11 protein-coding genes and 1 pseudogene are annotated in these 9,115 nt (G+C 65.2%); 3 read left to right on the top strand and 9 right to left on the bottom strand.

The genetic code is table 11. The annotated features are described in order from the left end of the window. Nucleotides 1–288: stage II sporulation protein R (locus RDM88_RS09850; RefSeq protein ID WP_308754672.1), on the top strand; the 288-nt coding region annotated here is incomplete at its 5' end. Nucleotides 289–340: 52 nt separating this feature from the next. On the opposite strand, the gene RDM88_RS09845 is transcribed toward RDM88_RS09850, so the two are convergent. Then, on the bottom strand, nucleotides 341–1,537 hold the full coding sequence (locus RDM88_RS09845) for an acetate kinase (RefSeq protein WP_308754671.1): 1,197 nt from the start codon (nucleotides 1,535–1,537) through the stop codon (nucleotides 341–343). Nucleotides 1,538–1,692: 155 nt separating this feature from the next. Here RDM88_RS09845 and RDM88_RS09840 point away from each other — a divergent pair. Together RDM88_RS09840 and RDM88_RS09835 are read left to right on the top strand one after the other, a co-directional pair. Then, nucleotides 1,693–2,873, top strand: a pseudogene (locus RDM88_RS09840) (nucleotidyltransferase family protein). A 410-nt stretch (nucleotides 2,874–3,283) separates the two neighbouring features. Then, nucleotides 3,284–3,925 (top strand): phosphoribosyltransferase, encoded by a 642-nt coding sequence (locus tag RDM88_RS09835; RefSeq protein WP_308754669.1) that lies wholly within the window; start codon nucleotides 3,284–3,286, stop codon nucleotides 3,923–3,925. A 61-nt stretch (nucleotides 3,926–3,986) separates the two neighbouring features. Here RDM88_RS09835 and RDM88_RS09830 read toward each other — a convergent pair whose 3' ends face one another. The 8 genes from RDM88_RS09830 to RDM88_RS09795 form a co-directional block, all read right to left on the bottom strand. Further along, nucleotides 3,987–4,319, bottom strand: coding sequence for a FeoA family protein (locus tag RDM88_RS09830; RefSeq protein ID WP_308754667.1), 333 nt, complete (start codon nucleotides 4,317–4,319; stop codon nucleotides 3,987–3,989). Nucleotides 4,320–4,388: 69 nt separating this feature from the next. Further along, nucleotides 4,389–5,048 carry an ABC-2 transporter permease gene (locus tag RDM88_RS09825; RefSeq protein ID WP_308754666.1) on the bottom strand — a complete coding sequence of 220 codons (660 nt, stop codon included), beginning with the start codon at nucleotides 5,046–5,048 and terminating at the stop codon, nucleotides 4,389–4,391. Between the two features lie 11 nt (nucleotides 5,049–5,059). Continuing rightward, complete coding sequence (locus RDM88_RS09820; protein ID WP_308754665.1) at nucleotides 5,060–5,701, bottom strand: ABC-2 transporter permease; 642 nt, start codon at nucleotides 5,699–5,701, stop codon at nucleotides 5,060–5,062. Then, nucleotides 5,698–6,579: an ABC transporter ATP-binding protein gene (locus RDM88_RS09815; protein WP_308754664.1), complete on the bottom strand. Its 882-nt coding sequence runs from the start codon at nucleotides 6,577–6,579 to the stop codon at nucleotides 5,698–5,700. The genes RDM88_RS09820 and RDM88_RS09815 overlap by 4 nt, the downstream gene beginning before the upstream one ends. A 1-nt stretch (nucleotide 6,580) precedes the next feature. Continuing rightward, complete coding sequence (locus RDM88_RS09810) at nucleotides 6,581–6,958, bottom strand: GntR family transcriptional regulator (RefSeq protein WP_101549233.1); 378 nt, start codon at nucleotides 6,956–6,958, stop codon at nucleotides 6,581–6,583. A gap of 138 nt (nucleotides 6,959–7,096) precedes the next feature. Next, nucleotides 7,097–8,188, bottom strand: coding sequence for a DUF4097 family beta strand repeat-containing protein (locus RDM88_RS09805; RefSeq protein WP_308754663.1), 1,092 nt, complete (start codon nucleotides 8,186–8,188; stop codon nucleotides 7,097–7,099). 103 nt (nucleotides 8,189–8,291) lie between these two features. Beyond that, a complete protein-coding gene (locus tag RDM88_RS09800) occupies nucleotides 8,292–8,969 on the bottom strand; it encodes a hypothetical protein (RefSeq protein WP_308754662.1) in 678 nt (225 codons plus the stop codon). 36 nt (nucleotides 8,970–9,005) lie between these two features. Then, nucleotides 9,006–9,115, bottom strand: a 110-nt coding sequence (locus RDM88_RS09795; protein ID WP_308754673.1) for an amino acid--tRNA ligase-related protein, incomplete at its 5' end; no start/stop codon positions are given.

Below are 9,115 nucleotides of genomic sequence, written 5' to 3'. Positions count from 1 at the left end.
CCGGTGCGCGCCGAACTCTGCCGCATGTACTTTTCCACGCGGCAGTACGACGACCTCCTGCTGCCCGCCGGCGATTACGACGCGGTGCGCGTCACGATCGGAGAAGGAGCGGGGCACAACTGGTGGTGCGTCATGTATCCGCCCATCTGCGTCTCCGCCGCCATGGCCGAGGACATGCCCGCCTTTGAAGAGATCGAAACGCTCAACAGCGAACCGCTCTTCAAGCCCAAGCTCGCCGTCGTCGAGGCGTTCGAAAAGCTCTTCGGCAGGGAAACGGACCCGGAGTAACAAAAAGCCGGGACGCGGTCACCGCGCCCCGGCTTTTTTAGGTTTCCGGCGGTTACATACCCGAGACGATCTCCTCCGTGTCGCGCGCGATGAGCAGCTCCTCGTTGGTCGGGATGACCCAGGTCTCGACGAGGCTGTGGGGCGCGGAGATGTTGCGCTCCTGTCCCTGCGCCTCGCGGTTGGCGACCACGTCGATGCTCAATCCCAAAAACTCCATGTCGGCGCAGACGCGCTTGCGGACGTGGTGATCGTTCTCGCCGATGCCGCCCGTGAAGACGACCGCGTCGAGCCCGCCGAGCGCCGCCGCGTAGCTGCCGACAAACTTTTTGATCTGGTAGGAGAGCATATCCACCGTGAGCTGGGCGCGCGGGTCGCCCTTGTCCGCAGCGCGGGTGACGTCGCGGTTGTCGCTCGAGATGCCCGAGAGGCCGAGCAGGCCGGATTTTTTGTTGAGCATGTCGCTCATTTCCTTCATCGACAGGCCCTCCTTCTCGGCGAGGTAGGTCACGATCGAGGCGTCGATGCTGCCCGCGCGGGTACCCATGATGAAGCCGTCGAGCGGGGTGAAGCCCATGCTCGTGTCGATGCAGATGCCGTTTTTGATGGCGCAGAGCGAGCTTCCGTTGCCGAGGTGGCAGGTGATGATCCGGCTGCCGGAGCGGCTGATGTCGGAAATCTCAAAGAGGCGGCCGCTCACATAGCGGTGGCTCGTCCCGTGGAAGCCGTAGCGGCGCACATGGTATTTTTCGTAATACTCGTAGGGCAGGCCGTACATATACGCCTTCTCGGGCATCGTCTGGTGGAAGGCGGTGTCGAACACCGCCACCTGCGGAGTGTCCCCGAACACGTCGCGGCAGGCGCGGATCGACTGGACCGCCGCGGGGTTGTGCAACGGGGCCAAGTCGCAGATGTCCTCGATCCCCTTGAGGACGTCGTCGGTGATGAGCACGGATTTGGTGAACAGCTCGCCGCCGTGCACGATCCGCTGGCCGACTGCGGCGATCTCCTCCACGCTGTCGATCGCGCGGCCCTCTCCCTCGGTCAGCAGCTTGACCAGCTCCTTCAGGGCCTGCGTGTGGGTCGGGAAGGGCACCTCGTAGGAAATCTTCCGTTCCCCCGCCTTGTGGGTGATCACCCCGTCGATTCCAATCCGCTCGCAATTGCCCTTCGCGAGCACCTGCTCCTCCTCCATATCGATCAGCTGATACTTCAGCGACGAGCTTCCCGCGTTGATAACCAGTACCTTCATGTTCGCTCTCCCTTTCTTTGTTGTTGCCCGATGGTCCCTTGGCTTGACATCGACACATACATTTATATATTATTACACTATAGCTGAAATTACAAGGCGCTCGCGGGGAAAGCTGCAAATATTTCCTCCCGCCGCCATGCAAAGAGGGGAATCGGATGGGAAATCAGGTCGTCGCGGGGATCGTTGCGGAATATAACCCCTTCCACAACGGCCACGCGCATTTGATCGAGGCCGTGCGCGCGGCGGGCGCGACCCACATCGTCGCCGTGATGAGCGGCAGCTTTGTGCAGCGGTGCGCGCCAACGCCGCCGTCGCCTGCGGGGCGGACCTCGTGCTCGAGCTGCCGCTCCCCTACGCGATGGCCACCGCCGAGCGGTTTGCGGCCGGGGCGGTCGGGATTCTCGGCGGGCTGGGGTGCGTCGATGTGCTCGCCTTCGGCAGCGAGTGCGGCGACATCGACCTGCTCGCAAAGGCGGCGGGCGCGGTTCTCTCCCCCTACTGCGGCGACTACACGAAAAACCTGCTCGAAACGGGCGTCACCTACGCCCGCGCCCGCCAGAAGGCGGTCGAGGAGCTCTACGGCCCCGAGGTGGCGGAGGTGCTCTCCTCCCCCAACAACACCCTCGCGGTGGAATATCTGAGGCAGATCTCCCTCCGGGAGCTGCGCATCGCGCCCTTCACCATCCCGCGCGCGGGCGCGGCGCACGACGCGCAGGAGCCCGGGGACCGGTTCGCCTCCGCCTCCCACCTGCGCAACCTGCTCGACCTCGAATCGGCCGAGGCGCTCGCGCCCTACGTCCCCGCTCCCGCGATGAGCGTCTACCGCTCCGCCGCGGCCGCCGGGCTGATGCCCTTCGACCCGCACAGCCTCAACACGGCGGTGCTCTCCACCCTGCGCCGCATGGAAAAGGGCGCCTTCTCCGCCCTGCCCGACGTGTCGGGGGAGGGGCTCGACAACCGACTTTACGACGGGGTGCGCGCCGCCGTCTCCCTTGACGAGCTGCTCTCCCTCGTCAAGACCAAGCGCTACCCCCTCTCCCGCATCCGGCGGCTGGTGTGGAACGCCTACCTCGGCGTGGACGCCGACCTCATGAAGCTGCCGCCCCCCTACGCGCGGGCGCTCTCCTTCAATAAGCGCGGTATGGAAATCCTCTCCGCCGCCAGCAAAACCGCCCGCATCCCCGTCTCCCATTCGCTGCTCAAGCTCGCGGAGAAAAATGAAACCTGCGCGCGGTTCGCTTCCCTCGAGGCCCGCGCAACCGACCTCTATTCCCTCGGCCTGCCCGCCGTCCAGCCCTGCGGCTCCGATTATACGCAGAAAATTACGGTGCGGTAACCCGGGGGAACTTTCGAGAAAGTTCCCCCGGGACCCCCTCAAAGCTTTTGGTTCAGGCGGGATGCGTCGACCCGCCGTTCATGCCGTTCGTGCTGCCTGGTTTCTCTCCGTCCCCACCGCACGATCCGTGGAAGTGGGGCTGGCGACGGCCAATCCCGGCCCGCCCACACGGGCCGCGGCAATGGGGAGGGCGGCGGACGGCCTGATAAAAGTCTTTGGGCGCTTTCTTCAGAAAGCGCGAAAAAGAATCCCCCGGCGCTGGCCGGGGGATCGTTTTTCCCGTTCTCCTGATGAACCCGAAAAAAAGCCGCTCCCCTGGCGGGACAGCGGCTTTTTTCTTGTTCACCGCGGGAAAAAATGGTATAATGTCATTGAACCCAAATGCATGTGCGAAGAATGGAGGAACAGCTATGGTTATGAATTCGGTTAAAATCGTATCGTCCAGCAACCGCAATCTGGAGATCACCGCGATTCCCGGCCACTTTGTCACAAGCCATTCCCACATCAACTACTACATCGACATCACGATGATGAAGCATGATTTCGTGATGGCGCGCGAGGCGGCCGTCACGCTCGCGCAGCACTACGCCTATGAAAAGCCGGTCGACACGATCATCTGCATGGACGGCAGCGAGGTCATCGGCGCGTTTCTGGCGCAGGAGCTCGCCAAGAACAACCTCGCGTCGGTCAACAGCGAGAAGGACATCTTTGTCGTCACCCCCGAGTTCAACACCAACGGGCAGATGATCTTCCGCGACAACCTCGTGCCGATGCTCACCGGCAGGCATGTGCTCCTGCTGCTCGCCTCGGTCACCACCGGCAAGACGATCCACCGCGCGCTCGAATGCATCGCCTACTACGGCGGCATTGCAGAGGGGATTACCGCCGTGTTCAGCGTGCAGAACGAGATCGAGGGGTATCCGATCACCCACCTCTTCTCCGCCGCCGACCTGCCCGGCTACCAGTCGAACTCCTTCCGCGACTGCCCGATGTGCAAACAGGGCCGCAAGATCGACGCGTTGGCCAACAGCTTCGGCTTCTCCCAGCTCTGACCGCGCAGAACCGACAAAAGCCCCCGCCGCTTTCGCGGCGGGGGCTTTTTGACGCAGCCGGTCACTCTCCCGACGGAGCGTCTCCGTTGACGTATTTTTCCCACATCGCGGAGGTGTTGCCATAGCCGCAGCACCCTCCCAAAAAGACCGGGTCCCCCTTCTTCCGCACGAGAGGGGCGTCCACCACGAGGTTTTCCGCCTCCTCCGGGGTGAGGGAAAGCTCCCTGTCGCGCAGGCGCACCCGCGCGCCCCCCTCCGGCGTGAGGGAGAGCAGCGTCACGTCGATGCCCGCGACCATGCCGCGCTCCTCCAGCGGGCGGGCGATTTTCCCGCCCCCCTTGACCCAGTTTACCGTATAGACCTTGCCCGGGGTTCCCTGCTTCAGCCTGATCATCCGAATGCCTCCTTCCGTCTCCGCCGCGCGGGACTTCCGTATTTATGCTACTACAGCCTCCGCCGTTTGTCAACGCGGTTTTGCCGGGAGGCCCCTCCTTCTACTGTAAATACTCGTGTTCCCGGTAGAGGCGCACGGTGATGAGGGCGGACGCGAGCAGGGCCGCCGCCCCCACCAGCCAGAGCAGGGAAGCCGCGCCGGGCGAAAGCGGATCCCGCCGCTTCCCGCCTCCGAGGCATACCGGAAGAGGATGAAAAAGACCGCCATGTAGATCGCGACCAGCCCGTAGCGCGCCCTGATCGAGCCGAGCAGCAGGATGAGCGGCAGCGACGCCGCGATGATGGCCGCGGCGCCGCAGAACTGGAGCGCCAGCAGCGACCCGATCGGCAGCGGGTTGACGGCGGGCGGCAGCAGGCGGGCCGCCGGGCGGTTCACAAGCAGCACGACCCCGTCCGCCAGCAGCAGGAACGCGGTGCAGAAGAGGTACTTCCCCCACACGATCTGGGCGCGGGTGACGGGGAGCGACCCCGTAAAGAGCCCGGCCGCGCTGTTGTCGTCAAATCCGGCGACCGTGGCGGACAGGATGTAGCAGGCCATCACATAGCCGAGCGGGGCGACGTGGGTGGAGACGGAAAAAACGGCCAGGATGACCAGGTAGACGAGGGAATACCGGGGGATGCCGGCCAGCCGGAGCCAGTCCGTCCGGCAGAGCAGCAGCACGTTTCGCATGGCGGGCCTCCTCAATCGGTGAACTGCCGGCGGACGTAGAGCCGCCGCGCGATGGGGTAGGAGACGGCGAGCAGCGCCGCTCCGAGCAGGATCAGGGAGGGGGCGAGCCAGCCGGGCAGCGCCGGCAGCGTCTGCGGGCGCATTCCGCCCACGTTCATGCCTAGCACGGTCGCGGCCGCGACGCCGAACGCGTAGGCGGCCAGGATCCAGTAGCGGGCCTTCGTCACGCCGAGCCCGAGGATGAGCGGCTGGACGACCGACGTGAAGGCGCAGCCGATCAGGATGAGCACCGGCAGCATCCCCGCCACCGAACCGCCCCGGCCGAGCTTCAGCGCCGCGCCGACCCCACCGGCCGCCAGGGCCGCCAGGCAGGCCCCGGCGATCACCGCGATGTCATAGAGGTATTTCGCCGCCACGAGCTTTCCTCTCCGCACGGGCAGCGCGCCGGTCAGGTAGTCCCCTTTGCTCTGCTCGTCGTAGGCGGCGGGGGTGTAGACGAAGAAATAGACGACGATCACGTAGAGGAAGACCACCGCGCTGACGCTCAGCGTCGCGGACAGGAAGAAGACGACGATGAGCAGGGGGAACATCGCCCCCGCGACGCTGCGCAGCTTCAGCAGGTCCATGCGGATGACGGCCAATATCTCCTTCACCGCGCCTCCCCCCTTTCCCTGCGGGTATAGCCGAGGAAGAGATCCTCTACCGTCGGCTTCTCATAGAGCGCCTCGTCCCCAAGCAGCGCGTGCACCGCGCCGGGGTCCTGCGCCAGCCCGCGGAAGCCGAATTCGGTGGCCTCCACCCCGCAGAGCAGGGCCTCGACCTCGCCGGTCAGCAGCTCGCGGCGGCCCTTGACGATCCGGTGCCCGTCGGCGAGGACGTCCTTCTCCCCCTCGAGCAGCAGCTTCCCGCCGTGCAGGAAGAGGATGTAATCGGCGATCTTGTCGAGGTCGGAGGTGATGTGGGTGGAGAAAAAGACGCTGACCCCCTCCTGCTCGATCTCGTCCGCGAGGATGTCGAGCAACTCCTGCCGCACCAACGGGTCGAGGTTCGCGGTGGGTTCGTCCATCAGCAGCAGCTTCGGATGGTGGGAGAGCGCCAGCGCCAGCGCGAACTGCTTCTGCTTGCCCTTCGAGAGGTCCTTGAACTTTTTGCCCGGGTCGAGGGAAAAGCGGTCCAGGTAGCGGGCAAAGACCGCGTCGTCCCAGTTGGGATAGAAGGGCTTCACCATCTCGCGCAGGGTTCTGAGCTTCGCCTGCCCGAGAAAGCCCGTCTGCTCCCCGATATACCCCAGGTCCCGCTTGACCTGCTCGGCGCAGGCGTGCGCGTCCCGCCCGAACACCCGCACCTCTCCCTCGTCGGGGAAGAGCAGGTCCATCACGAGCTTGATCGTCGTGGTCTTGCCCGCGCCGTTCTCGCCGATGAAGCCGGTTACGTATCCCTCCCGCACCGCGAGGCGGGGCAGGTCCAGCACAAAGCCGCTCTTATCGAACCGTTTTTTCAGTCCGGTAATCTCAATGACGTTCTGATCCATCCTATGGTTCCTCCCTGTAAAGCGTGGCCGTGATCTCCCAAAGCTCGTCGAGCGTCAGGCCGATCGACTTTGCCGCGTCGATGATCTCCGAGAGCTTCCCCTCGATCTGGCTCATGGCGACCTCCCGCAGTCGGTCGCGGCCGGCAAGCGACACATAGGTCCCCTTGCCCGGCGTCGTCTCGAGGAAGCCCTCCGCCTCGAGATCGTCATAGGCCCGCTTGGTTGTGATGACGCTCACCCGCAGCTGTTTGGCCAGGTAGCGGATGGAAGGCATCGCGTCCCCCTGCCCGAGCGCCCCCGACAGGATTCCGTTCTTGATCTGTTCCTCGATCTGCTCATAGAGCGGGCGCGGCGAGGAATTCGACAGGATAATGTCCAGACGACCGCCTCCGATCTTTCTGTGTCTTACTGTATCTATAGTATATATACAGATAGTCACGCTGTCAAGAGGAAATTCCTGCACGGCGCAAAAAAACGCCCCCGCGACCGGCGGGGGCGTCTCGGTATCCAATTTACGTCAGGGCGTCTCGAGCTTCCCAAAGGTGACGCGGACCGCGCCGTTTTCCGCGCGCAGCGTGAATTTCGGCTCGCCGCTTCCGAGGGTGACGCCGCCCTCCCAGCCGCGCGGGAGCTTCATCTCGTCGAAGTTCCCGCCCGAAAAGACAAAGTCGAGATCCTGCGGCTCCTTCCGGAAGTTGACGCGGACGTCCCCGTTGAGGTCCTTGAGGTAGGCGTCCCTGGAGAGCTCCTTCACGTCGAGCAGCAGATCGCCGTTCCGGGTCGTGACCGTCGCGCGGCCGAGCGTGTCGGCGCTGACCGAGATGTCCCCGTTTTCGGAGCGGAAATAGAGCTCGCCGCCGACCTTCCCGGCCCTGACGGAGATGTCGCCGTTGTCCGTCTGGACGTCCTGCTTCCCGGTGATCTCGTCCGCCTCAAGCACGACGTCGCCGTTCGTGCAGGTCATCGTGCAGCGCGCGGAGAGCTTCTCGGCGGTGACGTAGAGCAGCCCGCCGTCGGCGCTGCCGCCGACCGAGCCCACCGCGTCGCCGAAGGCGTGCACGAGCGCGTCGTGCGCCGAAAGCGTCAACGAAAAATACCGCTGCGCGGGCACCCGCAGCAGGACGGTGTTGACGCGCGCGTCCTCCCGGGTGCAGAGGTAGCGCAGGCCGGTGGAACCCCGCGCCGTGAGGGTGAGGGTCCCGCCCGAAAGGGTCAGCCTGGCACTGATCGGCCCCGACGCGCCGACCGTGTCCAGTTCAAAGCTGCCGGTGTCCGACGGCTCGATCACAACGCCGCAGAGCGCGGCGCTGACCGCGAGGCGGTTCACCCCGTCGGCGGGGATGGTCTGGAGGTGGACAGTCCCGCCGGAGGCGTATTTCGCCGCGGCGGCCGCGAAGGGATCGCCCTCCAGCCTCCAATCGGCGGGCCCGAAGAGCATCTGCTCCCCGTCGAGCGCCACGGCGTAGGAGCTCGCGTCCATCGACGGCGCGGGAGGCAGCGGGTTCTCCTGCGCGGGAGCGGCGCCGGTAATCAGCGCCGCGGCGGGAAGGCTCATACCCAGGGCGGCGGCCGCCGCCAGGAGAACGGTCAGGAGTCTGCGCATTTTCATGTCGAACACCTCGCCTGTCTTAATGGTTCCACTTTACGCCGCGCGGGGGCTTTTGTCAAGCGCGGCCAGAAGGAAAAAGCGGACCCGCAAGGGTCCGCTTCGTTTATGATTCCAGCGTCTGCCCGCCGCTTCCGACCAGCCCCTGCGCCGCATAGCTCGACGGGGGAGTGCTGTTCGCGACGTTGTCGAGCAGGCGTCGCCGCACCTCGTAGTCGTCCAGGGTCTGCGCGTTCCTGGTGACCGCGCTGGATTCGGCGCTGCGCAGCACGAAGTAGAGGGTCGGCAGCTCCTCCAGCCCCTCCGCGTTGGCAAACGGCTTGCCCGAGATCGCGTAGCGATACCGCCCGACGACCGCCGGGTCGTCGGGATAGCGCGCCGAAAGATCCTCGAAGAGGGTGTCGTTGCCGAGCAGGTCGTAGACGTAGCTGTCGAGCAGCACCAGGTCGGCGTCCCCTTCGGAGAGCGCGCCGCTCAGCTCCCCGAGCATCTTCGCCGTGTCGCCGCCGCCCGTGGCCGGGAATTCGTAGGTCACCAGCGTCACCGGCGCGCCGCCCTCCTCGATGTCGGGGGCGTAGCCGGTCAGCTGCATGGCCAGCGCGTCCTTCTGCTCGACCGAGAGGTAGCCGCGCACCGCGGCAACGACGGTCAGCTTGCCGTCGTCGGTTCCCTCGCTGAAAAAATAGGCGAGCGCGAGCAGTACGACGACGATCAGCGCGACGACAAAAATGCCCAGCCTGCGCTTGTGCACCACACGGGATTCCTTTTTATCCGGTTCTCCCAAGGACGCCCACCTCCTTTTGTCTGGTCAGCCGTCCGGTCAGTCCCTGATCGGCTTCATGGTCGGGAAGAGCAGCACGTCGCGGATCGACGCGCTGTCGGTCAGCAGCATGACCAAACGGTCGACGCCGATGCCGAGCCCGCCCGTCG

The sequence above is a fragment of the uncultured Anaerotruncus sp. genome (genome assembly GCF_902490045.1).
In the GTDB taxonomy this organism is placed as follows: domain Bacteria; phylum Bacillota; class Clostridia; order Oscillospirales; family Ruminococcaceae; genus Anaerotruncus.
This window is presented reverse-complemented; position numbering and strand designations above follow the sequence as displayed.